The organism is Cereibacter sphaeroides 2.4.1 (assembly GCF_000012905.2).
Classification (GTDB): domain Bacteria; phylum Pseudomonadota; class Alphaproteobacteria; order Rhodobacterales; family Rhodobacteraceae; genus Cereibacter_A; species Cereibacter_A sphaeroides.
Genome location: NC_009007.1, coordinates 90,982 through 114,045, shown reverse-complemented (window position 1 = coordinate 114,045; position 23,064 = coordinate 90,982). Strand labels below are relative to the sequence as shown.

The window sequence follows — 23,064 nt, the reverse complement described above, 5'->3', positions numbered from 1 at the left end:
GCGGGATCGCGGACGCGGGCGCCGGCCGGGCCCGCGCCGCCCAGACGGGGGCGGGCGACCGGGCCGGGGGCCGCGGATCCGGCCCCGCGCGGAGGCTCCGCGGGCTCGGAATTCGGGGAAGATCGCGGGTCGGCAAGAGGCGCTTGCGGGGCCGACGGCTTGGAAGCGTTCACTATGGCGGGTCCGCGGGCTCGGGGCTGATCGCCCAAGGTATGCCAGCTTTACACCGCTGGTTGCAAGTGATGTTATGGCCGCTCCGGCCGCCGCCCCCTCCGGTGGCGGGGCCGGAGACGGACGGGGACAGGCGACTGGGGCAGGCGGAATGACGGGGCTCTCGGGTCTTCTTGCAGGGCGGCGCTTCCTCTGGGGCCGGTCGGTCCTCTCGCTCATGCTGCGCGAGATGGCCACGAGCTACGGCCGCTCTCCGGGCGGCTATCTCTGGGCGGTGGCCGAGCCGGTGGCGGCGCTGACGCTGCTGACGGTGGTCTTCTCCTTCCTGATGCGCTCGCCGCCCTTGGGCAACAACTTCCCGCTCTTCTATGCCACGGGCTATCTGCCCTTCATGTATTACACCGCGCTCACCGCGAAGATCGGCCAGGCGATCCGCTTCTCGCGCCCGCTTCTCGCCTATCCGGCGGTGAGCTTCTTCGATGCGATCCTGAGCCGGTTCCTGCTCAACACGCTGACGAACCTCGTGGTCTTCGTGATCGTGATGGTGGGCATCATCGCCTTCTACGATCTGAACGTGAGCCTCGATCTGCCCGCGATCCTCGAGGCCTTCAGCATGGCGGCGGCGCTGGCGATGGGCGTGGGCACGCTCAACTGCTATCTCTTCAGCGTGGCGCCGGTCTGGGAACGGGTCTGGGCCATCCTCAACCGGCCGATGTTCCTGCTGTCGGGGATCTTCTTCCTGATGGAGACCGTGCCCGAGCCCTTCCGCACGCTTCTGTCCTACAATCCGCTCACCCATGTGATCGCGAAGATGCGTCAGGGCTTCTTCGCGACCTACGACGCCCGGCTGGTCGACCCGCTCTATGCCTATTCCGTAAGCCTTGTCTGTCTCTTCTTCGGCATGCTGTTGCTGAACCGTCATCACCGGATGCTTCTGAATGAAGGTGCCTGACCGCGTCCCTTTGCGTCTACCTCAGGTAGTTGTTAGGTATCGGCCATTCATTTGGAGACGGACATGCTGAAATTTCACCGTCTGCGCCGGTTTGCCCGGATTCTGGTCCTGACGGGCGAGGAGCGGCGCTATCTCCGCGCCATCCGGAAAAGCGGGCTTTTCGACCGGACCTATTATCGGGGGGCCTACCCCGGGTTGAACCCGATCTACCTGAAATATCCCGAGAAACACTACATCGCCTATGGCGAGCGGCTGGGCTACCGGCCGAACCCGGACTTCTCGCCCCAGGCCTATCTGCGCTATCACCCCGACGTGGCGGAGGCCGGCGTGCCGCCCTTCCTGCATTATGTCCGCGTGGGCCATGCCGAGCAGCGCCTGACCAAGGAGCTGCCCGAGGTCGTGGCGCTGCCCGCCCGCGGCATGCCGCAGGTCCGTTTCGAGCACGGGCGCCAGACCGCGCCCTATGCGGTGGCGGTGCATGTCTATTATCCCGATCTCTGGCCCGAGTTCGCCGCCCGTCTGCGGCGGCTCCGCATCCCGTTCGACCTCTATGTCACGCTGACCTATCGCGGCGAGGAGACCGACGCGCTGGCCGAGGAGATCCGCGCCGACTTCCCCGGCGCCTTCGTGACCCCGATGCCGAACCGCGGTCGCGACATCCTGCCCTTCGTCACCCTGCTCAATGCGGGCGCCTTCGACGGCTACCGGGCGGTCTGCAAGTTCCACACGAAGAAATCGCCCCACCGGCAGGACGGCGATCTCTGGCGGAAGCATCTGATCGAGGGGATCCTGCCCGAGACCGGGCTCGAGGAGAAGCTCGAGGCCTTCGTCGAGGCGCCCGAGGCGGGCTTCTGGGTGGCCGACGGCCAGCATTACACCGGCACCCAATGGTGGGGCTCGAACGTCGAGGCCACGCGCCATCTGCTTCAGCGCATCGAGATCCCGCTCGACCGCGAGGCGCTCTCCTTCCCGGCGGGCTCGATCTACTGGGTGAAGCCGCTGGTGCTGGGGCTTCTGCGCAGCCTGCAGCTCCGGCTCGAGGATTTCGATCTCGAGGAGGGTCAGGTCGACGGCACCCTCGCCCATGCGATCGAGCGGGTGCTGGGCTATCTGACCGCGCGGGCGGGCCAGAAGGTCCTGCAGACGAGCGAGCTCCGCCCGGCCGCGGCGGCGGCGCCCGCGAAGCCCGCCTTCGTCAGCGCCTTCTACCTGCCCCAGTTCCACCCCGTGCCCGAGAACGACGCCTGGTGGGGCAAGGGCTTCACCGAATGGCGCTCGGTGGTGAAGGCGCCCTCGATGTTCGAGGGCCATCTCCAGCCGATGCTGCCCGCCGATCTGGGCTTTTACGACCTGCGCGCCACCGAGGTGATGGGCGAGCAGGCGGCGATGGCCCGCGAGGCCGGGATCGACGCCTTCTGCGTCTATCACTACTGGTTCGACGGCCGCCGCATCCTCGAGGCGCCGATCGACCGGCTGATGGCGCGGCCCGAGATCGACTTCCCCTTCTATCTCTGCTGGGCCAACGAGAGCTGGCGGCGCAACTGGGACGGGCTGTCGGGCACCGTGCTCCTCGAACAGACCTATGGCGCGGGCTTCGAGGAGAAGCTCGCCGCCGACACCGCCCCCTATCTGCGCGATCCGCGCTACGCCCGCCCCGACGGCCGCCGTCCGCGCTTCGTAATCTACCGTCCCGAGGACATGCCCGATCCGCAGGCCAGCGTGGCGCGGCTGCGCGAGGGCTGGCGGCGGGCGGGGATCGGCGAGGTCGAGCTCGGCGCGGTGCGGTTCCATGTCGAGGGCGCCCATCCGGTGCCCGAGGGGCTCTTCGACTTCTGGGTCGAGATGCCGCCGCACGGGCTGGTGAAGGGGCCGGACTATCTCTTCGGCGGTCCCGACGGCAACCGGATGCCCGCCGCGATGAACCCCGCCTTCTCGGGGCTGATCTACGATTACGCCGCCGTCGCGCGCCGGGCCCTGTCGGAGACCTATGTCCGCACCCTGCCCAAGGCCACGATCGCAGGCGTCATGCCGGGCTGGGACAATACGGCCCGGCGCGGGGCGGCGGGCCATGTGGCCTACGGCGCCAATCCCGCCACCTTCAACGTCTGGCTCGCGGGCGCGCTCGAGCGCCGCGTGCCCGCCTCCTATCGCCGCGAGCTTTTCGTCAATGCCTGGAACGAATGGGCCGAGAAGGCCGTCCTCGAGCCGAGCCTGACCTTCGGCGATCTCAATCTCCAGGTGATGCGGCAGCATCTGGGAGCGGCGGAGCCCGCCACCCATCTTGCGGAGCCGCCCGCGCACGGCATGAGGTCACACTGAATGGCAAGAGTCGTTCTGCACATCGGAACGCACAAGACGGCAACCACCACGATCCAGGACATGTTCGCGCATAATGCGGACCTTCTGCGGCAGCATGGGGTGATCTATCCGCGCCTCAGCCGCGTCGCGGGCCACCATGGGCTCGTGATGGAATGGAACAAGCTGCCCGACATGTATGCCCTGCCTCAGGGCAGTATCGCGACGCTGAAACAGCTCACGCGTGACTACGCTCATGTTCCGGGCACGCTGGTTCTCAGTTCCGAAGAGTTCTCACGCGGCAAGCCCGGTGCTCAGGTGGACTTCCGGGCCGTGCGCGAACTGCTCTCGGATTTCGAAAGCGTGTCCGTGGTTTGCGTGTTGCGTGAGCAATGGCAATTCATGCAGTCGATCTATCTGCAGGCTTCCAAGGAGCGGCAACCGCCCAAGCCCTCCACCATGGTCGATTCCGTTCTCAAACGCGACATGACGGATGGGCTGTGGATCGACTACAACCTGCTCTACGATCATCTGCTTTCTGCCTTCGCGCCCGAAGAGATCACTTTCCTCGATTTTGATGCCTGCCGCCGACATCGGGACGGGGTCGTGGGTGCCATGCTGGACACGCTTGGCTGCGGTCTCTCAGCCTCTTCGCTTCAGGTTGTCCATGACGGGCTGTCAAACGTTTCGCCGCTGGCGCTGCCGACCTTTGCGGCCTGTGTCATCACGGAACCGGACCAAGCGGCCCCTTGGGTGATCGACTGTGCGACAGGTGCCTTTCGCATCGAATATGGCGAAGAGGCCAAGTCCTGCCTGTGGACATACCCGGAGTTCCAGCAGCTCTTCGCATATGCGAAGGAGCGTAACGGCCGTCTGTCGGAACGCCGGAAGGCGGTGCAGCCGGAGTTCCGCATCTCGGAAAGCGATCCCGAGGAGAATCGTGTCTATCGCGATGGGCTCAACACCTCGTTCTGGATCCGGTGCAGCCGCTGGATCTATCGCGCCCGCCGGGGCTGATGCCCGAGGTCGCGGGCTGCGGGGATCCGTGGAGCCGCAGGAGCGTGACAGCAGGCGCGGCAGAGGTTGCAATAAGGGGGCCGGTGCGGTCAGGCAGCCTCTCTGAGGCGGGCAGGCCCTCCGGGAGAAAGGCGGTCTGCCATGCCGGGAGGGCTCCTCACGTCTTCGGACGACGCAAGGCCAGCGACATGCGGCGCAGGGGGTGCGTGACCTTCCAGGAGGTGCTGCCCAGAAGAGCCGCATGCTCGGCCTCGAGAGCGAGAAGCCGCGCTTCGAGCTCTCCCGAGTGGGCTTCCAGTTCCTGGACATGCCGGCCCTTGTGATGCACCTGCTGGCGCAGCTCGTGGGTCAGGGCCGAGAGCTCTCCGGCATGGCGCTCGAGCTCGGCCGCGTGCGACCTCTGCTGCCGGAGCTGCTGGGCGAGCTCTTCCGCATGGCGCTCGAGTTCGGCCGCGTGCTGCGTCTTCTGCCGGAGCTGCTGGGCCAGCTCCCCCGCATGACGCTCCAGTTCCGCGACATGGAGGGTCCTGTGATGGAGCTGGAGCTGCAGCTCGGCCGTCAGGTCGTCGAGCCGCTGCCTCTCCTGCTGCAGGATGGTCTGGGCCTCGTGGCGCAGGGCCGCCTCGCGCTCCAGCCGGGCGCCCTGTTCCTCCACCGCTCCGGAGAGGTCTGCCAGCAGGGGGGCCGCGGCCGCGACTTCGGCCGCGATCCGGTCGAGCGTCTCGCGGTCTCCGGGGCGGTCCTCTCCGGCGGCCTTCCGGTCGAGGATCTCCTCGGGGCGGGCGATCCAGTCGGACAGGCCCGCCGCGGCCGCGGGCGTCTCCGGCGCATGGCGCAGGTCGGCCGAGAGGAAGGCCTCGATCTCGGGCGCGGCCTCGTCGAGCGGGCGCGGGAGCGCCAGATCGAAGGCCTCCGCGATGCGCCCGAGCGTTCCCCGCCAGTCCGCGAGCAGCCCGTCGTAGGAGACGAAGACCCGGGGCCTGCCGCGGGTCTGGGCCTCGGCATCGAGCACATGGCGCAGCCAGAGCAGGAGGCCGCGCGCCTCGGGCCAGCCGTTGCGGCGCGCGAGCGAGGCGCCCACCTCGCGCGCGGGGCGGTGGGTGCAGACGGCCAGCGGCCGGAAGCCCGCCTCGGTCAGCGCGCGGGTCCAGAAGGGCAGCAGCCGGCAGATCCGCGGATCCTTGAGCACGATCGGCGCCGTGCCGGGAAATTCCGCCGCGAGCGCCTCCTGCGCCTCGGCATGGAACGGCTCGGCCGCGGGCGAGAGGTGCCAGTCCGCATCGAAGGCCCGCCAGTCGTCCCAGGAAGAGCCCGCCGCGGCCAGAAGCGCATCGTTCAGCCGGAAGATCCGGGTGGATTCGAAATAGCCCCGCGGATTGTGCTCGGTCGGAGGCATCAACTCCTGCGGCAGCGCGAAGCCCGCCCGGCCGAGCACGCCCGCAAGGGCCGAGGTGCCGGAGCGGTGCATTCCGAGGACGAGAAGGGCTGGGCGGGCAGGGGTCTGGTCGGACGTCATGAAGCGCGGTGAACCTCTGGCTGGGTCAGGGCGGGCGGCCGGATCGGGCGCGGGAGCGCCCTGCCGGACCTGGCTGCGAGGGCGGGCGGCGAGGGTGGTCCTCCGACTATGGACGGCGACGAGGCTTCTTCAAGCCGGGGCAGGGGGCGCCTGTTCCTTTCGGCAGGCAGTGGGGCCGGAAAACAATGAAATTCGACTCCGCTTTCAAAGGGAATGGCTTTTCCGGGGGAGGAGGCGCGCCGTCCCCGTCCCGGTTGCGGTGCCCGAAGCGCCCGTCGGAGTCGCCGCGGCAGGCCGGAGAAGGGCAGGGCAGACCTCCCGCGTCCGGCGGCCCCGACCTGTCGAGCCCCGCCTGCCGCCGATCCTCGAGGAGCCCCCACGCCGGCGGCCCCGAACCGGATACCGTCCGGCGGGCAGACTGCGGCTGGCGTGACGGCGGAGATCCCGCGCGTCCGGCGGCCCCCGAGCCGGATGCGCCCTGCAGGCGGGCCGTGCGGAAGTGTCCCGCGCCCGGCGGAGGAGGCAGCGCACGCTCCGGCCACCGGCCGTTCACCCTCTCCGCCTAGCCTGCGGCGGCCGATCCTGTGCCGAAGGGGTTTTTCATGTCCGACGCCTCGCCGATCCTGTCGCTTCCCTACATCCTGCCTTCCCAGGCGCAGAAACATGTGACCCACAACGAGGCGCTGCAGCGGCTCGATGTGCTGGTCCAGCCCGCCGTGCTCGACCGCGACCGCTCCGCGCCGCCCGCCGCCCCGGCCGCGGGGGCGCGGCATCTGGTGGGCCCGGGCGCCGAAGGGGCCTGGGCAGGGCGGGAGGAGGCCTTTGCGGTCTGGGACGCGGAGGCGGCGGTCTGGCGTTTCCTCGCCCCGCAGCCGGGCTGGCAGACCTTCGTGCTGGCCGAGGGAGCGGGGCTCGTCTTCACCGCCCAGGGCTGGCGCACGCTGATCGGCCTTCTGCCGGAATTTCCCTCGCTGGGCATCGCCACCTCGGCCGATGCCACCAACCGCCTCGCGGTGGCGGGCCCCGCCACGCTCTTCACCCATGCGGGTGCGAGCCACCGGATCAAGGTCAACAAGGCCGCGGAGGCCGAGACGGCGAGCCTCCTGTTCCAGTCCGACTGGTCGGGCCGGGCCGAAATCGGGCTTGCGGGCAGCGACGACTTCGCGCTGAAGGTCAGCCCGGACGGCACTTCCTTCCGCACCGCGCTCAGCGCCGACCGGGCGAGCGGGCGGGTGGCGCTGCCGCAGGGGGCGGTGGTGACGGGCAGCCTCACCGGAAGCGCGGTGCAGGCCTCGGCCGCCGATGCGACCCCGGGCCGGCTCTTGACGGTGGGGGCCTTCGGGCTGGGGGCGCCGGCGCCGCTCGTCGGCAATGCCGGGGCGGTGGACGGCGCGCTCGCGCCGGGCTTTTACGGCTACGACAGCGCGCAGGGCAGCAGCGGCGGCCCTGCGGGCGTGCAGGCGGGCCTTCTCCTTCACCAGAGCCGCGGGGCGGGCGAGGTGCAGCTCTTTCTCGTGGAGGCGGGGGGCGGGGGCCTCATGCCGGGCATCCTCTTCTCGCGCGCCCGCGGCGAGGGCGCCTGGTCGCCCTGGGTCGCGGGCGGGATCGTCGAGAGCGCGGGCAACGCCAACGGCCGCTACATCCGCCATCAGGACGGGACGCAGAGCTGCTGGCAGAAGGTGACCACCTCGGCCTCCGCCGATGTGGTGGCCCCCTTTCCCGCCGCCTTCTCCACCGCCACGGGCCTCGTCACGGTCTCGAGCGTGGTCTCGAACGGAGCCCAGGCGCTCAGCCCGCGGCTGACCGGGCGGACGACGACCAGCGTCGGCGTCTCGGTCTTCAGCGCCACGAACACGCGCCTTGCCGCGCAGGTCGAGCTGATCTCGATGGGCCGCTGGTATTGAGGTTTCCGGCCCGCCCCGGCGGGTGCCGGGACCCGGCGCCCCTGTCCTTCCAAGCAGATTGACGGCGGGCCTTCTTTCCAGAAGGTTGGGACGGCGTGGATTTCTTCCGGAAGACGCGCGATTTCAGACCAGACATAGAAAATCCCGTTTGGCGCGCCCTATTGAAGGAATTTTGGAAACAATGCCTGAAGTCTCTCCTTTCCCCAGCCTCTCCCCGCTGTCCGCTCCCCTGGCCCAGAGCGCGCTCGCCCAGACCCCGGCCGGCACCCCCGGCAACGACCTGCTGAACGGCGGGCCCGGGGCCGACCGGCTGGTCGGCGGGGACGGCAACGACACGATCAACGGCCGCGACGGCGTGGACCGGCTCTATGGCGGCGATGGCGACGACCTTCTGGACGGCGGCTTCTACCATGACGCCTGCTACGGCCAGGCCGGCAACGACACGTTCCGCATCCGCGGCGTGGATCTCGCCGACGATGTCTATGGCGGGGCGGGGACCGACACGCTGGACCTGAGCGGCTACACCAACCTGCGGCTCGGCTTCCGGGTGGATCTGGCCGCGGGGCGCTACGACTTCCGGCCCGAGCCCTTCGGCCCCTATGTGGTGAAATCGATCGAGATCGTCATAGGCTCGGCGCGGGCCGATGTGCTTCTGGGCAGCCGTCTGGCCGAGACGCTGTCGGGCGGGCTCGGCAACGACCGGCTCGAGGGGCGGGGCGGGGCGGATGTGCTGCGCGGCATGGAGGGGGCCGATGCGCTCTTCGGCGGCACCGGCAACGACCTGCTGCTCGGCGGCGCGGGCAACGACCGGCTCGACGGCCAGTGGGAGCGCGACGTGCTGGTGGGCGGGGCGGGCAACGACATCCTGATCGGCGGCGGCGGGGCGGACCGGTTCGTCTTCGCCGGCAATTTCGGCCGGGACCGGATCCGCGACTTCTCGCCCGACATGGAAGGCGAGTGGATCGACCTGCGCGGGGTGGGGGCCATCACCGGCTTCGGCGATCTGATGGCGAACCATCTGTCGGAGGTGAACGGCCATGTCGTGATCGAGGTGGGCGCGAACCGGATCACGCTCGAGGGGATCTCCTCCGAGATGCTCACCCGCGACGACTTCCTGTTCTGAGGCCGCCCGGCCGGCCCCGGGCAGAGGAGCGCCGCCCGGCGCCCAAGCGCGGCGCCGGGGGTTGCCCGTCCCGGGAAATGCGGCATCCTCTGGCAAACCGCCACGGGAGGCTCCCATGACCCTGCTCCGGACGACCCTGCTCACAGCCCTTCTGTCCCTCGCCCTCGGCGCGGGGGCGGAGGCGGCCCCCGAGGCGATCTACGGCCCCGGCCCCCGGGCGCTCGACAACCGCGAGATCTTCGCCGCCGCGAACCTGCCGCTCTGGCAGGAGCTCGACCGCGCGGGGGTGGAGGGGATCGTGCTCAATGCCTCCTTCCTGATGACCACCGACTTCCGGGGGATCGGCGCCAAGGGAGAAAAACGCCGCCCGGACGATACCTATCTGACCGATGCAGATCTGGGAGGACTTGCCGCCATTGTCGCGCGAACGGGGCTGCAGGTGACCTATGAGGCGGGCGTGGGCCTGTCGGGCGCCCGCTGTGACGCCAGCCTTTCGCCAGAGGCTTTGGGCCGTGCAGCCGCCGCGTTCGAGTTCGAGCGCAATGTGAGACGGCTGACCGATGCCGGCATCCCCGTCTCGGCGATCAACGTTGACGGGCCGATGCTCCGGCTCCTCCCGGATTCGGACAAGCCAGCAGGTTGCCGGGAGACGGCCGGCGCGGGCTTTGACGTGCGAAGCGCCGGACAGATCGTGCATGCCTACATGGTCGAACTGCGCGATCGGATCGAGGCGGCTCAAGAAAAACAAACAGTCCAGGTTCGATGGCTGGTCAATCTTCCGCTGTGGCAAGTGGGAAGGGTTCCCCGAAACCCCGTCTACAGCGAACCAACCCCCGATGCTAAGCCTACGACTGATCTTACCGATGCAGTCCGATCTCTGGCCAAGGCACAGGCCGAACAGGAGCTGCCGGGGCGGGCTCTCGAAATCGCCGAGGTGGTGATCGGCTACCCTTATTCCATGGGGAAACAGAATCCGAACCGCTATGCGATCCGGGTCCGGAACCTGTGGCTCTCCTCACGCGCCCTCAATCCCCGGTCGGGACATCCGCCGCCCTTGGGCTTCATCGTCAACACACACAGCTATCTGAACCCCTGCCTGAAACGCGAGGGCAGGCCGGACGTGGCCTTCCTGACCTTCCGCCGGGGAAAAGGATCCGTCAGTGAAGCCTGCCAGAGGGCACAGATCGGAGAGGATACCGTGGCGAATGCCCAGGATGGAGCCATGGACAACGATGCCGACTATCTGCGCGACAGCTTCACCTACGCGGATGAGCTGAGCCCTGGGGGAGAGCTGGCGCGGCAGCTCGTCCTGCGCGACGGCACCCGCATTGCCGACCATGTGGCCCACATCTACTACCAGTCCTGGGGCGTAAATCCACTCAGCAACGCCTGGTACATGGAGCGGCTGATCGAGCGGCTGGAACATGGTGATCGATAATGCCAATGAACGAGGCCTGACTCGCCGTTCCGCGGGTTGCTCAGAACCTTCCGTCTGGTGACTCTGCTTCTGCAGAAGAGAGGATTTTCTTGCCCTACCATCTCGTCCATGTCGGCAAATGTGCCGGAGAATCCGTTATCCGCACCCTCCAGCCCCAGGTGGCGGGCCTCGAGATCTATCACGTCCATGACGCCAATCTGCAGCTTGCCGATGCCGTTCTGAGGCACGATCCCTCCGACATCTTCATCGTCCTGACCCGCGATCCGGTTGACCGGTTCGTGTCGGCTTTCGAATGGGATCTTCACTCCAAGAGCCTCGACGGGGACGGGCGTCGCCTCAAGAATGAAACCTGGCGGCGGATATTCGGTGCCTTCCTGACTGCAAACGATCTGGCAGAGGCGCTCACGGATCCCCGGAGGGAGCGACGACAGGCAGCCGTTGCGGCGCTGAGGGCAAGCAAGCTCCACATGCAGTTCGATCTGGGATGGTATTTGCCGCCGCAGATCGCGAGCGAACTACCCTCTGGGCGCACCCATGTGATCCGCATGGAACGGATCGGCGCTGACCTGCCGCATTTTCTGACATCCCAAGGCCTTCAGGCGGCAGAAGCCCCGGTTACCAAGAACTCCTATAAGCATCGACTTCCGCCCGAGCGGGTGACGAAGACGATGAGCGAACTCGCGCGTCGGAATATCCGGCTCGCAAGCCACGCCACCTATGCCACCCTTGCAATCCTTGAAAGCCGTCTCGCCGGGCCGGAAGCCACGGTTTTGATATGAAAAAGCAGGGCGAAGGCGCTATTTCTATTGCGAGAGGGCAGCCCTGAGTTTCTCGCGCATGCGCAGGTTTTCTTCCGGGAGATAAGGACCCAAATCAGCTTCCGTCAGATCGTCCCGAAAAAGTATCTGATCTGACGACGGAGTTGTGAAGATTGGGGAGTCACCCTTGTCGGACTCGAGCCACCCCCGGAGCGGGATGTTCATCTCGCTGGAGGCCTGAATGACCGCTTCGTACTGTGCGCGCGTGTAGAGGCTGGTTTTTTTCTTGCCGTAATTTTCCCTGATCCTGTCAAGCGCGTCCTTCAGCTTCTGGTAAAGGCCGAGCTTGAGCGGGTTTGGGAAGAAGGCGGCATGTGTCATCCAGATTGCCAGAGGGTCTGGAGAGATATTCGCCTCTCGATTGTCGAGTTCGGCGAGATCATGAACATGGAGAGGAGATCCCAGAAGCTCGAGAAAAGGTCCTATGACCCCTTCGGGATGTTTGCGTATGGTCTCATAGTCAAAAAGGATGAGCTGGTCGCGGCTGAAGCCGCTCAGCACGTTCTCGATCACCTTATGATGATCGATCCATACCCCAGATGCCAGATGCTTCTGAAGGGCATGTGCAAGGAACGGATCAAATCTTCCCGCCCTGCCGTTTTTGGCCACCTGAAGCCAGATGGACTGGATGTAATCCGTCTGGTGCCGCACCACATAGACAATCTTCACCTCTTCGAAATCCGACAGGCGCTTGGCTAGATCTGCCATGTCCACATGCTGGGGCAGGGCTCGGCTGAAAACCTCGGCGGACAGGAAGACGGTACCCTTCTGGGAGGCATAGTCCTTCGTGAATTTCTCGAAGAAAGCGTCCTGCCTCGTGCGCCCAGTCGACCCTGTTTCTTCGGGGCCCCAATAGCTCTCGGGAATTTCGGGAATGTCGATCCAAGGCGTGGCGAGAATGTGATGGGCCCGGTTCGGCCCGATGTCGGGATAGAGGATGCCGTGCCGGGCGAGCAGGTCGCGATTGAGATGAAAGCGCCGCTGGATGTAGCTGGTCGCCGTCTTATGTGCGCCAATGTGGAGAAGCAGTCGTGCCAAGCGGTCATCTCCTTGTTGCGAAGGGCCGCATCCTGGCCTTCTGTCCTGCGGGAAAGTCCTGCGGATCTCCCGGCGCCTCTTCTCTAACCCGACGTTTCCGACGAGGCAAACGGGTGTGACTACTTCCCCGTGTAATCGCGATACCACGAGACGAACTGCGCGATCCCGTCGCGGATGTCCGTCTGCGGGCGGTAGCCGGTCAGGCGCTGGAGAAGCCCCGCGTCGGCCCAGGTCGCGGGCACGTCGCCCACCTGCATCGGCAGGTAGCTGCGGATCGCGCGCCGCCCGAGGCTCTCCTCGATCGCCTCCACGAAATCCAGCAGCCGCACCTTGTCGGAATTGCCGATGTTGACGATGCGGAAGGGGGCTGCGGGCGAGAGGCTGTCCTCCTCGACCGCCGTTTCGGGGCCGCCGGGCACGGCCTCGATCAGGAGCCGGATCGCGCGGACGAGATCGTCCACATAGGTGAAGTCGCGCCACATCTCGCCGTGGTTGTAGATCTCGATCGGCCGGTCCTCGAGGATCGCCTCGACGAACCGGAACAGCGCAAGATCGGGCCGCCCCCAGGGGCCGTAGACGGTGAAGAAGCGGAACATCGTGATGGGCAGGCCATGCACATGCGCCCAGGCGTGGCCCATGCTCTCGTTGGCCTTCTTGGTCGCGGCATAGATCGTGAGCTGGCGGTCGGCCTTGTCGGTCTCGCGGAAGGGCATCTCCTCGTTGGCGCCATAGACCGAGGAGGTGGAGGCCATCATCAGGTGGGCCACCTTCAGCCGCCGCGCGGCCTCCATCACGGTGAAGCTGCCGATCACATTCGCATCGAGATAGGCGCGCGGGTTCTCGACCGAATAGCGCACGCCCGCCTGGGCCGCGAGATGGACGATCACCTCGGGCGCGAACTCATCGGCCACGCGGTCGAAGAGCGCCTGATCCTCGAGCATGCCCTCCGTGGCCGAGAAGTTCGGGTCCTGCAGCAGCATCGCATGGCGCCGCCGCTTGAGGGCCACGTCGTAATAGTCGGTCATCCCGTCGTAGCCATGGACGCGGAAGCCCTCGGCCAGCAGGAGGCGCGCGAGATGGAAGCCGATGAAGCCGGCCGTGCCGGTGACGAGGATGCGCCGCATGAAGAGCCCCTTCTGCCGGGGGCCGCGTCCCCCTCGGGCCGGACCATAGCGGCGGGGCGGGCGAACCGGAACCCCGGCAGGGCGGGCGGCCGCGCGCCCCGTGCGGGCGACGACATTTCGCGGGGACGGACGCGCCCCGCGCAAGCGACGACATTTCGCCGCGTCCCGCCCGGCCGATGTTTGCGCTATCATGGCGCCATCCCCCGGCGGCCCCGCGCCGCCCGGGAGTAGGCCGCAGCTCTTCGGATCCCGAGGCTGCTGCGGCCGCCCTTCCTTTGGGGCCGTTACTGCAGGATCGGATAGACCGCCCCGAACACCATGAGCAGGAGCGGCGGAAGCACGAGGGACCCCGACGGGTCGCTCGCCAGATGGGTCACGGCGAGGAGCGCCACCACGCCGCCGCTCGTGAGCGCGAGGATCAGCGTCACGAACGACGCGCCCTCCGGGTCATCGTTGAGTCCCGTCGCCGCCAGAACGAGCACGAACAGCAGATAGGCCGCTTCCACCGCCAGAAGACGATGGCCGTTCCGAAGGGCCAGGGGACGCATTTCCTCGAGGCGGGCCGCCGTGGCGGGGTTCTGGCACTGGCGGATGGTCTGCTTCTGGCGACGTATTCCGTGGGCATAGACACAGGCCGAAGCCACGGTTGAAAGCAAGGGGGACAGGACAGTAAGGACCAATTCGGTCTCCGGCTTCTTGAATGGACCAGGGGCAATGCCGAATTGCCCCTGAATTACCTTTGAGGCCGCGCCTCGAGGGGCGGGCATTGAAGAGAGTGATTTGCTGGATTCGAGAGTCAAGATTGGTTGAAGAGGCAATGCCCATGGCGCGCGGTGCATTGCAGAGGGATCAAGGACCCGGCTGTCGGACCGTGGCCCGCGCCCCCTCCGCGGGTAGGTCCGCATTCGGTCCTGCCCGCTCTCCGGTCCTGCCGCAGCCGCGCCGGGCGCCCCGGCTCGCGCACGGGCGAGGCGTTGGCGTCCTGCGCGGCGGGGCAGGGAGATCGGCCCCGGCTCCGCACGCAAGGGCGAGGATCCTTGCGCCGGGAGGGCAGACCGGAAAGTGCCCCGAAAGCGAGGGGGACCCGGCAGCGGTCGGCTTTCGGGCCGTCAGCCCCCGAGCCTCCCGAAGGCCATGGAGGCCGCGCATCCCGCAGATATCCGGCGCCGCCGCGCTCTCCCGGTTTCGGCCGGGCAGGGAAGGCCGCTCCAGAAACCGGCCTCCGCCTCGTCTGGCCCCCGCCTCGCCCCGAGCCGCGGCGAGGCGGGGGATCTTCAGGAGGACCGCCTCCCTGATGGCCCCGGCCTTTGCGCTCCGGTTTCGGAGCGGGCAGGCCGCGGGGGTCCCGCCCGAGCGCGCGCGCTCCCTGGCGCGGCCGGCCCCGGACACGCTCTCGGGAGGCCTCCGGCCCACGACAGCGAGCGCCTGCGGGCTCCGGTTCGGCAGTCTTGCGGCGGCCATTCCCGCCCGAAGCGGACACACCTGACGCAGCAGGCTGCCCATTGCCTTCAAGCCTTTATGAATAAAGGATTTTCGGCTGAATTTGGCGCCAAAAGCTCTGCCGGGTCAAAACCTGTTGATTTTGAATCCTTTTCTGGAGCCGTGGCCAAAATTGGCCACGCCATGGCCAATTTTGGCCACGGCTTTTCGCCCCCCGGCGGCGTCACCGCCCCTCCTCATTCCTCCCGTTCGGGTTTGTGCCGGACATCCGTCCGGTCTCCCCTGAAGGGCGCGTTCCGGAGCCCCTAATCCCGGGTGCGGGCGTTCCGAGAGGCCCGGTCCGATCGGGAGGGCGCGCAGGGTCCTGAAGGGAGCGGGAGGATCGCCTTCGGCCCCCCGAAAACCCGCAGGACTCCTTGAGACGGGCGGTGAGGGGAGGCGGCTTCCGGTTCGGTGCGCCCCTGTCGCCGCCGAGGTGTCCGAAGGGCATGTGGCGTCGGTCGGGCGAGAGGCCTGCGCAGCCTTGCCCCTGCGGAAGCGGGCGCGGGGGCGGTCGAGGCGAGACGGGGCTCCGCCGCGGGAAGCGGGGATCGTCCGAACGGCTCCCCGAAGGCCCTCGGCGCGCCGCCGGTGCAGACGCGGGCCCGTGCGGGCGGGGGCGCACTCGAGGCGCAGCAGGCCGTTCGAGGCCTCGGGCGGGCAGGCGGGAAAAGAGGGACGTCCTTATCTCCGGCGTCCGAAGATCGGCAAAGGCGGACCCGTGGTCTTTCAAGTCAGGAGGGGGTCCGCCCTGCAAAGGCATTTGCCGGACCCGGAGACCGGAGGAGCAAAAAGGGCGGGGCGCATCCTCTGCCATCGGAGAATGGGTTTCCTCGCCGGAATTGCAGGGCAGGGGCCTCGCCGTCTGCAATTCCGGCGGGCTCCGGATAATCCGGCAAGGCGCCCCGCGGGCTCCCGCGCGGGGTGGGCAACGGGGGGACCGGGGCGTAAGATCCGGGGCGACTCGGGCACTTCGCCGAAAGGCAGGGACCGCAGATGACTGGACGGGTGACATCGGTTCGAGGGCCGGTCCTCGACATCCGTGTCGAGGGACCTCTGCCCGCGATCGGCGACGTGGTGGAGGTGGGCTCCCTCCCCGTCGTGGCGGAGATCCAGGCCCATCTCGGCGCCGCCGATGTCCGGGCCATCGCGCTGCACTCGACGCAGGGCATCGCCCGCGGCGAGACGGTCCGCACGACGGGCGGGCCGCTCCGGGTGCCCACGGGGCCGGCCGTGCTCGGGCGGCTTCTCGATGTGGCGGGCCGCCCCGCCGATCTGGGCCCGCCGATCCCCGCCGGGGCGCCCCGCGCGCCGATCCTGCACCCCGCCCCGCCGCTCGCCGCGCAGGACGCGCGCTTTCAGGTCTTCTCCACCGGCATCAAGGTGCTCGACCTGCTGGCCCCGCTGGCCCAGGGCGGCAAGACCGCGATGTTCGGCGGCGCGGGCGTGGGCAAGACCGTGCTGGTGATGGAGCTGATCCGCGCCATGGTTTCGGGCTATGACGGGATCTCGGTCTTCGCGGGCGTGGGCGAACGCTCGCGCGAGGGGCACGAGATGCTGGGCGAGATGAAGGCCTCGGGCGTGCTCGACCGCACCGTGCTGGTCTACGGCCAGATGAACGAGCCGCCCGGCGCGCGCTGGCGCGTGCCGCTGACCGCGCTCACCATCGCCGAGGGCTTCCGCGACGGCGAGGGGCGCAACGTGCTTCTGCTCATCGACAATGTGTTCCGCTTCGTGCAGGCGGGGGCCGAGGTCTCGGGGCTTCTGGGCCGGATGCCCTCGCGCGTGGGCTATCAACCGACGCTCGAGACCGAGGTCGCGGCGCTGCAGGAGCGCATCGCCTCGGTCGGGCGCGCCTCGGTCACGGCGATCGAGGCGGTCTATGTCCCGGCCGACGATTTCACCGACCCCGCCGTGACCGCGATCAGCGCCCATGTCGACAGCACGGTGGTCCTGTCGCGGCAGCTGGCGGCCGAGGGGATCTATCCCGCGATCGATCCGCTGGCCACCACCTCCGTCCTGCTCGATCCGGCGGTGGTGGGCGAGGAGCATGCCCGCGTGGCGGGGCGGCTGAAGGAAGCGATCGAACATTACCACGAGCTGCGCGACGTGATCGCGCTTCTGGGTATCGAGGAGCTCGGCCGCGAGGAGCAGCTGATGGTGGGCCGCGCCCGCAAGCTGCAGCGCTTCCTGACCCAGCCCTTCTTCGTCGCCGCCGCCTATACCGGCATGGAGGGCCGCTCGGTTCCGGTGGCCGAGACGGTGCAGGGCTGCGCGGCGATCCTCGGGGGGGAGTGCGACGACTGGGACGAGGGCTCGCTCTACATGATCGGCACGCTTGCGGAGGCGCGCGCACGGGAAGAGGCGCGCCGCCGGAAGGGGGCCGCATGAGCCTGACGCTCCGCGTGACCACGCCGCTTGCGGCGGTGCTCGAGGAGGAGGGGCTGGCCTCGATCCGCGCCGAGGATGCCTCGGGGGGCTTCGGCCTCCTGCCCGGGCATGTCGATCTGCTGACGGTGATCGAGGCGGGGGTGCTGCGCTTTCGCCGCCCCGAGGGGCCCTGGCACTTCTGCGCGATCCGGGGGGGCGTGCTGCGCGCCACGGGCGGACGGCTCGTCACCGTCGCCTGCCGAGAGGCGGTGCCGGGCGAGGATCTGGCCCGGCTCGAGGCCGGGCTGAAGCGGCAGGCCGAGGCCGCCGATCAGGCCGCGCGCCGCGCCCGGGGCGAGCAGGTGCGCCTCCATGCCAATGCGATCCGCAGCCTGATGCGCCACCTCGACCGCGCGCCGGGCGCCGACCTTTCCGGCATCGTGGAGGCCTTCGAATGACCGGCCCCGGCCCGGGATCCGCCCCGCCCGGAGCCGGTCCCGGACCGGATCCCGCGGCCGCGCCCGCCATTTCGCCCCCGGCCCCGCCCGGGGCCTCCCCGGATCCGCTCGCGGAGGCCGTCCGGCGCAGCGCCGTCCGCGCCGAGGCGGGGCGGCGCGATCCCGAGCCCTCGCTCGCGCGCCGCTTCGGCCAGATCGGGGTGCTGGGATGGGTGATCGTGCTGCCGACCCTCGGCGGCGTGCTGGCCGGGGGCTGGCTCGACCGGCTCCTCGGCACCGGGATCACCTTTGCCGCCGCCCTCACGATGGCGGGCGCGGCCCTGGGCCTCTGGCTCGCCCTGCGATGGATGCATGCGCAATGACCGACCTCCTCCTCCCGCTCGCGGCGCTCGGCGCCGGAACCCTCGCCGGGGCGCTGCATTTCGCGACCCTCCGCCGCCTGTCGGACCGGCTGCTCCGGGGCGATCTCGGGGCGATCCCGCTGCAGCTCCTCCGGCTCGCGCTGCTGGCCGCCTTCCTTGTCCTCTGCAGCCGGGGCGGGGCGACCACGCTGCTTGCCGCCGCCGCAGGCATCCTCGGGGGCCGCGCCCTCATCCTGCGGCGGGAGCGCGCGAAATGATCGAGAGTCCGCTTGCCGAACGCATCGCCTTCACCCTCGGGCCGCTGGCCGTCAGCGAGACGGTGGTGGTGACCTGGGGCGTCATGGCGGTGCTGGCGCTCGGCTCTTGGGCTGTCACGCGGCGGCTCGCGCTCGTGCCCGGGCGGGGGCAGGCGGCGCTGGAGCTTGTGGTGACCGCGCTCGATGCGCAGATCCTCTCGACCCTCGCGGGCGATCCGGGCCGGGTCCGCGCGCTGATCGGCACGCTGCTTCTCTTCGTGCTGACCTGCAACTGGTCCTCGCTGATCCCGGGCGTCGAGCCGCCGACCGCGCATCTGGAAACCGACGCGGCGCTGGCGCTGATCGTGTTCCTGACCACCATCGGCTTCGGCATCCGCGCGCAGGGGCTCTGGGGCTGGCTCCGCGCCTTCGCCCGGCCGACCTGGGCCATGATCCCGCTCAATCTCGTCGAGCAGGTCACCCGCTCCGTCTCGCTCATGCTGCGCCTCTTCGGCAATGTCATGAGCGGGGTCTTCGTCTTAGGCATCGTGCTCTCGCTCGCGGGGCTTCTGGTGCCGATCCCGCTGATGGCGCTCGATCTGCTGACCGGCGCCGTGCAGGCCTATATCTTCGCCATCCTCGCGCTCGTGTTCATCGCGAGCGCCGTGGAGGACGGCGCCGCAGAGGAGACCGCCCCGTGACCCCCGAAACCGTCCAGATCGCCAGCATCCTCGGCGCGGCCTTCGCCGTGGGAATAGGCTCCCTCGGCCCGGCGCTGGGGGAGGGAAGGGCCGTGGCCGCCGCCATGGAGGCCATCGCCCGCCAGCCCGAGGCCGCGGGCACCCTCTCGCGCACCCTGTTCGTGGGGCTCGCCATGATCGAGACCATGGCGATCTACTGCCTCGTGATCGCGCTCCTGCTCCTCTTCGCCAATCCCTTCACCGGCTGACCGCCGTGACCTTCGACTGGCTCACCTTCGCCGTCCAGATCGCCAATGTCCTGATCCTGCTGGCGATCCTCCGCCATGTGCTCTTCCGCCCGGTGGCCGCGATGATCGCTGAGCGCCAGCGGGTGCTGACGGCCTCGCTGGGCGCGGCCGAGGCGGCCGAGGCGCGGGCGCATGCGGCGGAGGCCGAGGCGGCTTCGGCTGCGGCCGAGACCCTGCGGCAGCGCGCGGCGCTTCTGGAAGAGGCCCGGCAGGAGGCCGAGACCCTGCGCCGCCGCCTTCTGGCCGAGGCCCGCGACGCGGCCGCAGCCACGGCGCGCGCGGCCGAGGCCGAGGCCGCCCGCACCGTCGAGGCCGCGGGCGCCGAGACCCTGCGCCGCGCCCGCGATCTCGCGCTCGCCATCGTCGGGCGGGCGCTGGCGGCCCAGCCGGTGCCGCCCGATGCCGCGGGCTATGCCCGGCGGCTGGCCGAGGCGCTGGCGCATCTGCCCCCCGACCGGCGCGCGGCGCTGGCCTCGGGCGCGGGGCTGCGGCTGGCCGCTCCCGCGCCCCTCGCCGAAGTGCCCGAGGTGGCGGGCCTGCCCCCCCTGCCGGTGGAGACCGATCCCGCGCTGATCGCGGGGCTCGAGCTGCGCTCGGCCAACGGGGTGCTGCACAATTCGCTGGCCCATGACATCGGCCGCATTGCCGAGGCGCTGACCCATGAGCGGTGATCCGGGACTGGAGGCGCTGAAGGCGCGGGTGGCGGAGGTTCCGCTCGGCCCCGAGATCGAGGAGACCGGCCGCATCGCCACGCTGGCCGACGGGCTCGTAGAGGTCGAGGGCCTGCCCGGCGCGCGGCTGGGCGAGGTGGTGCGTTTCGCGGGCGGCGCCGAGGGGCTGGTGCTGACCCTCGATCCCGAGACGGTGCAGGTGGCGCTGCTCGATCCCGGCGCGGCCCTGGGCTCGGGCACCGAGGTGCGCCGCACCGGGCAGCTCCTGTCGGTGCCGGTGGGCCAGGGGCTTCTGGGCCGCGTCGTCGATCCGCTCGGCCGCCCGCTCGACGGACTGCCCGCGATCCTGCCCGAGGCCAGGCTCGAGATCGAGCGCCCGGCCCCCGGCATCGTCGACCGCGACATGGTGGCCGAGCCGGTGGAGACGGGCCTTCTGGTGGTGGATGCGCTCTTTGCCGTGGGCCGCGGGCAGCGCGAGCTCATCATCGGCGAGCGTGCGACGGGCAAGACCTCCCTCGCGGTCGATGCCATCGTGAACCAGGCCGCGAGCGACATCGTCTGCTTCTATGTGGCCATCGGCCAGCGCACGACGGCCGTCCGCCGGGTGATCGAGACCGTGCGCGAGAAGGGGGCCTTCGCGCGCACGGTCTTCGTGGTGGCGCCCGCGACGGCTTCGCCCGGCCTGCGCTGGATCGCCCCCTTCGCCGCGACCTCCATGGCCGAATGGGTGCGTGACCGGGGCGGGCATGCGCTGATCGTCTATGACGATCTGACCAAACATGCGGCCGTCCACCGCGAGCTGGCGCTGCTCGCGCGCCAGCCGCCGGGGCGCGAGGCCTATCCGGGCGACATCTTCTACCTCCATGCGCGGCTTCTGGAGCGCTCGGCAAAGTTGTCGGCTGTCAACGGGGGCGGCTCGCTCACCGCGCTGCCCATCGCCGAGATCGAGGCGGGCAACCTCTCGGCCTATATCCCCACCAACCTGATCTCGATCGCCGATGGCCAGATCGTGACCTCGGCTGCGCTCTTTGCCGCCAACCAGCGCCCCGCGGTGGATATCGGCCTGTCGGTCAGCCGCGTGGGCGGCAAGGCGCAGCGGGGCGCGCTGAAGGCGGTGGCGGGGCGGGTGCGGCTCGATTATGCGCAATATCTCGAGATGAAGATGTTCTCGCGCTTCGGCGGCTTCGGCGATGCGGCCCTGCGCGCGCGTCTGGCGCGCGGAGAGCGGATCGGCGCGCTTCTCGCCCAGCCGCGCACGACCCCGCTCTCGACCCCGGTGCAGGTGGCGCTGCTGGCTGCGCTGGCCGAGGGCGCGCTCGACGATGTGCCGCTCGAGGATCTGGCCCGGCTCAAGGCCGCGCTCGGGCCGGTGCTGGCCGCGGATGCCTCGCTCGGCCCCTTCCGCGCGGCCCCCGACCGGCTGGAGCCCGAGACCCGCGCGGCGCTTCTGGCCTGTGTCCGCCGCGCGCGGGAGGCGCCATGAGCCGCCCCGAGGAGGTCCGCGACCGTCTGGCGAACGTGGGCGAGATCGGCAGCGTGATCGCGACCCTGCAGGCGCTGGCGGCGGCGCACCAGCGCGAGGCGGAGGGCCATCTCGCGGCGATCCGGGCGCAGGAGGCGACCGTGGCGGCGGCGCTCTCGGAGGCGCTGGCTCTGGCGGGCGCCGCGCCGGAGGAGGGGCGGGGGGACGCTGCGCTCACCGTGGTGATCGGTGCCGCGCAGGGCTTCTCGGGCCTTTACGGCGAGCGGCTGGCCGAGGCGGGTCTGGCCGCCGCCGGCCGGGGCCATGCGGTGATGGCCATCGGCGGGCGCACGCTGGGGGCGCTCCGCGACCGGGGCGTCCGGCCCGTCTGGTCCGCCGAGATGGCGCCCCATGTCCCCGAGGTGGCAGCCCTCGCCAGCCGCCTGGCCGACGCCCTCTTCGGATGGCTGCCCGGCCGTCCCCAGGGGACCGTCCATGTGGTCTTCTGCGATCCGCAGGAGACGGCGCGTCCGCAGATCCGGCGCCTCTTCCCGTTCGATTTCACCCGCTTTCCCATCGACCCCCGGCGCCTTCCGCTGATCACGCTGCCGCCCGGAGACCTGCTCGCGGCGCTGATGGAGGCCTATGTCTTCACCGAGCTCTGCGAGATGCTGATGCTGGGCTTCGCCGCCGAGAATGCCGCCCGCGCCGAGGCGATGGCCCGGGCCCAGAGCAGCGTGAAGCGCATCAGCGCCGAGCTGAAACGCGCCTGGCAGCAGGCCCGGCAGGAGCAGATGACGACGGAAATCCTCGAACTGGTGTCCGCCAGCAGCGCCGGCGCCCCGAAGGGATCCGTGCCGGGCGGGTGAGGATCGGGTCCACGGTCAGGCCCTGCGGCCCGGGAGGCTTCGGCGGCAGCGCCCGCCGCTGAGCTCGCCTCGGGGGACATGTCCTGCCGCCTTCGGACATCCTGCCCCGGGAACCGTTGTTGTCACCAAGTTAAAGTGTCGCCTGGCGTGCAAAGTAGAAATGTCGTCCCGGTGTCGCAGGGCTGAGCCGGCCCCGGCCCGCTCTCGTCAGGAAGGGCCGTAGGGACGGGGCCGGCGGGGGCGGAACGCTCCGGGTCCGCACGGTCATTCCGCCGCGATGTCGGGAGGCTTCGCCGTCCCGTCCGCCCGCTGCCTGGCGCGGCGGGCCAGTTTCGAATTCCAGCCGTCGTTCCGCCGACCCGTCGGCTCGTAGACTGTGCGCTGCCGGCCGACGCGGCTCACGCGCGGGGGTTGGCTTTCCTGCAGGCTCCTCGCCAGCGCCAGGACGTCGCTGAGCCGCTTGTTCGCGGTGATGGCCGCGTGGGTGACATGCTGCTGCTCGGGATCGAAGCTGCGGTAGGGGAGCGAGATGCCTTTCCATCGAGCTTCAAAACGTCCGTCCGGGAAGGCGTAGGTGTCGACGTATTTCCCCACGATGCCGCGCGTGAGGTCGCTTTCCTCCAGCAGGATCCGCCGGTGCTCGTAGGTGAAGGTGAGCTGGTTCCCGACGTAGCGCTGGTCGCGCCAGCACAGGATGTCGGCCAGCCGGTCCGGGGGCAGGTTCAGCGGCCGGTGCCGGTCGTCCGGCCGGGCAGGCCCCTGGCGAACTGCGC

The 23,064-nt window shown here is 69.5% G+C and carries 20 protein-coding genes and 1 pseudogene; 16 read left to right on the top strand and 5 right to left on the bottom strand.

All coding sequences use genetic code 11. The features are described 5' to 3' along the window. Window positions 1-322 precede the first annotated feature (322 nt). The 3 genes from RSP_RS21935 to RSP_RS21925 all read left to right on the top strand — a co-directional run bounded on the left by RSP_RS21935 (window position 323) and on the right by RSP_RS21925 (window position 4,435). Complete coding sequence (locus RSP_RS21935) at window positions 323-1,123, top strand: ABC transporter permease (protein WP_002724798.1); 801 nt, start codon at window positions 323-325, stop codon at window positions 1,121-1,123. Window positions 1,124-1,186: 63 nt separating this feature from the next. Continuing rightward, entirely contained in the window at window positions 1,187-3,442 is a 2,256-nt protein-coding gene (locus RSP_RS21930; protein ID WP_011836245.1) for a glycoside hydrolase family 99-like domain-containing protein, read from the top strand. Further along, window positions 3,443-4,435 carry a hypothetical protein gene (locus RSP_RS21925; RefSeq protein ID WP_009565051.1) on the top strand — a complete coding sequence of 331 codons (993 nt, stop codon included), beginning with the start codon at window positions 3,443-3,445 and terminating at the stop codon, window positions 4,433-4,435. It abuts the gene before it with no gap. A gap of 157 nt (window positions 4,436-4,592) precedes the next feature. Here the strand turns inward: RSP_RS21925 and RSP_RS21920 are convergent, their stop codons facing one another. Continuing rightward, window positions 4,593-5,951, bottom strand: coding sequence for a sulfotransferase family protein (locus RSP_RS21920; protein ID WP_011836244.1), 1,359 nt, complete (start codon window positions 5,949-5,951; stop codon window positions 4,593-4,595). 602 nt (window positions 5,952-6,553) lie between these two features. Here RSP_RS21920 and RSP_RS21915 point away from each other — a divergent pair. The 4 genes from RSP_RS21915 to RSP_RS21900 all read left to right on the top strand — a co-directional run bounded on the left by RSP_RS21915 (window position 6,554) and on the right by RSP_RS21900 (window position 11,195). Next, a complete protein-coding gene (locus RSP_RS21915; protein WP_011836243.1) occupies window positions 6,554-7,855 on the top strand; it encodes a DUF2793 domain-containing protein in 1,302 nt (433 codons plus the stop codon). 181 nt (window positions 7,856-8,036) lie between these two features. Further along, window positions 8,037-8,978, top strand: coding sequence for a calcium-binding protein (locus RSP_RS21910; RefSeq protein WP_011836242.1), 942 nt, complete (start codon window positions 8,037-8,039; stop codon window positions 8,976-8,978). A 115-nt stretch (window positions 8,979-9,093) separates the two neighbouring features. Further along, window positions 9,094-10,416: a hypothetical protein gene (locus RSP_RS21905; protein ID WP_011836241.1), complete on the top strand. Its 1,323-nt coding sequence runs from the start codon at window positions 9,094-9,096 to the stop codon at window positions 10,414-10,416. 89 nt (window positions 10,417-10,505) lie between these two features. Beyond that, window positions 10,506-11,195, top strand: coding sequence for a hypothetical protein (locus RSP_RS21900; protein WP_011836240.1), 690 nt, complete (start codon window positions 10,506-10,508; stop codon window positions 11,193-11,195). A 24-nt stretch (window positions 11,196-11,219) separates the two neighbouring features. Here the strand turns inward: RSP_RS21900 and RSP_RS21895 are convergent, their stop codons facing one another. The 3 genes from RSP_RS21895 to RSP_RS21885 form a co-directional block, all read right to left on the bottom strand. After that, a complete protein-coding gene (locus RSP_RS21895) occupies window positions 11,220-12,272 on the bottom strand; it encodes a sulfotransferase domain-containing protein (protein WP_011836239.1) in 1,053 nt (350 codons plus the stop codon). Between the two features lie 119 nt (window positions 12,273-12,391). After that, the gene (locus tag RSP_RS21890) at window positions 12,392-13,396 is read right to left on the bottom strand and encodes an NAD-dependent epimerase/dehydratase family protein (protein ID WP_011836238.1); all 1,005 of its coding nucleotides are present in this window, start codon (window positions 13,394-13,396) and stop codon (window positions 12,392-12,394) included. A gap of 284 nt (window positions 13,397-13,680) precedes the next feature. Continuing rightward, window positions 13,681-14,076, bottom strand: a complete 396-nt coding sequence (locus RSP_RS21885; protein WP_050988686.1) for a hypothetical protein — start codon at window positions 14,074-14,076, stop codon at window positions 13,681-13,683. 1,795 nt (window positions 14,077-15,871) lie between these two features. On the opposite strand from RSP_RS21885, the gene atpD reads away from it, so the two are divergent. From atpD to RSP_RS21840, 9 genes are read left to right on the top strand one after another with little or no spacing between them, the layout of a single operon-like run. Beyond that, the gene (gene atpD, locus RSP_RS21880) at window positions 15,872-17,266 is read left to right on the top strand and encodes a F0F1 ATP synthase subunit beta (RefSeq protein ID WP_011836236.1); all 1,395 of its coding nucleotides are present in this window, start codon (window positions 15,872-15,874) and stop codon (window positions 17,264-17,266) included. After that, window positions 17,263-17,703, top strand: a complete 441-nt coding sequence (locus RSP_RS21875; RefSeq protein WP_011836235.1) for a F0F1 ATP synthase subunit epsilon — start codon at window positions 17,263-17,265, stop codon at window positions 17,701-17,703. Before atpD ends, RSP_RS21875 begins: the two co-directional genes overlap by 4 nt. Then, window positions 17,700-18,065 (top strand): AtpZ/AtpI family protein, encoded by a 366-nt coding sequence (locus RSP_RS22795; protein WP_011836234.1) that lies wholly within the window; start codon window positions 17,700-17,702, stop codon window positions 18,063-18,065. Before RSP_RS21875 ends, RSP_RS22795 begins: the two co-directional genes overlap by 4 nt. Beyond that, window positions 18,062-18,322: an N-ATPase subunit AtpR gene (locus tag RSP_RS21865; RefSeq protein WP_017140433.1), complete on the top strand. Its 261-nt coding sequence runs from the start codon at window positions 18,062-18,064 to the stop codon at window positions 18,320-18,322. Before RSP_RS22795 ends, RSP_RS21865 begins: the two co-directional genes overlap by 4 nt. Then, complete coding sequence (locus RSP_RS21860) at window positions 18,319-19,002, top strand: F0F1 ATP synthase subunit A (protein ID WP_002724766.1); 684 nt, start codon at window positions 18,319-18,321, stop codon at window positions 19,000-19,002. The genes RSP_RS21865 and RSP_RS21860 overlap by 4 nt, the downstream gene beginning before the upstream one ends. Next, complete coding sequence (locus tag RSP_RS21855) at window positions 18,999-19,250, top strand: F0F1 ATP synthase subunit C (protein WP_002724764.1); 252 nt, start codon at window positions 18,999-19,001, stop codon at window positions 19,248-19,250. The genes RSP_RS21860 and RSP_RS21855 overlap by 4 nt, the downstream gene beginning before the upstream one ends. A gap of 5 nt (window positions 19,251-19,255) precedes the next feature. After that, window positions 19,256-19,960 (top strand): H+-transporting two-sector ATPase B/B' subunit, encoded by a 705-nt coding sequence (locus RSP_RS21850; RefSeq protein ID WP_011836233.1) that lies wholly within the window; start codon window positions 19,256-19,258, stop codon window positions 19,958-19,960. Continuing rightward, window positions 19,950-21,443, top strand: a complete 1,494-nt coding sequence (locus tag RSP_RS21845; RefSeq protein WP_011836232.1) for a F0F1 ATP synthase subunit alpha — start codon at window positions 19,950-19,952, stop codon at window positions 21,441-21,443. The genes RSP_RS21850 and RSP_RS21845 overlap by 11 nt, the downstream gene beginning before the upstream one ends. After that, window positions 21,440-22,291 (top strand): F0F1 ATP synthase subunit gamma, encoded by an 852-nt coding sequence (locus RSP_RS21840; protein WP_011836231.1) that lies wholly within the window; start codon window positions 21,440-21,442, stop codon window positions 22,289-22,291. The genes RSP_RS21845 and RSP_RS21840 overlap by 4 nt, the downstream gene beginning before the upstream one ends. Before the next feature lie 264 nt (window positions 22,292-22,555). Here the strand turns inward: RSP_RS21840 and RSP_RS21835 are convergent. Next, window positions 22,556-23,064, bottom strand: a pseudogene (locus RSP_RS21835) (ISNCY family transposase); the annotation flags it as partial.